This is a genomic window from Pseudomonas sp. H26/SER47-MNA-CIBAN-0231, from assembly GCF_040310465.1.
Classification (GTDB): Bacteria; Pseudomonadota; Gammaproteobacteria; order Pseudomonadales; family Pseudomonadaceae; genus Aquipseudomonas; species Aquipseudomonas atacamensis.
Window position 1 is genome coordinate 1 of sequence record NZ_JBEOPW010000201.1, and the last position, 232, is coordinate 232.

Annotated in this window: 1 protein-coding gene; it reads right to left on the reverse strand. The window is 57.8% G+C overall.

Annotated elements, in window-relative coordinates:
- The coding region (locus AAEZ10_RS27790; RefSeq protein WP_502947721.1) for a hypothetical protein at positions 1-232 on the reverse strand (232 nt) is incomplete at both ends.

The window sequence follows — 232 nt, forward strand, 5'->3', positions numbered from 1 at the left end:
GTACCAGTCACGGCGCGGCCCAGCGGCGTCGTGTTGAAATAGGTCAGGCCGCCGGTGGTGTTATGAAATGCGCCACACTGAATAGCGGCAATACCTTCGGCCACCAGTTGTTTGCGGCAGTCGATCAGACGTGCGTTCTCCGCGCCGTATTCCATGGCACGACGAGGGATCGCATCATAATCCTCTTCGTCTGGCTGGCCCAGGTTTGCAGTATATGCATAAGGAACCGCTC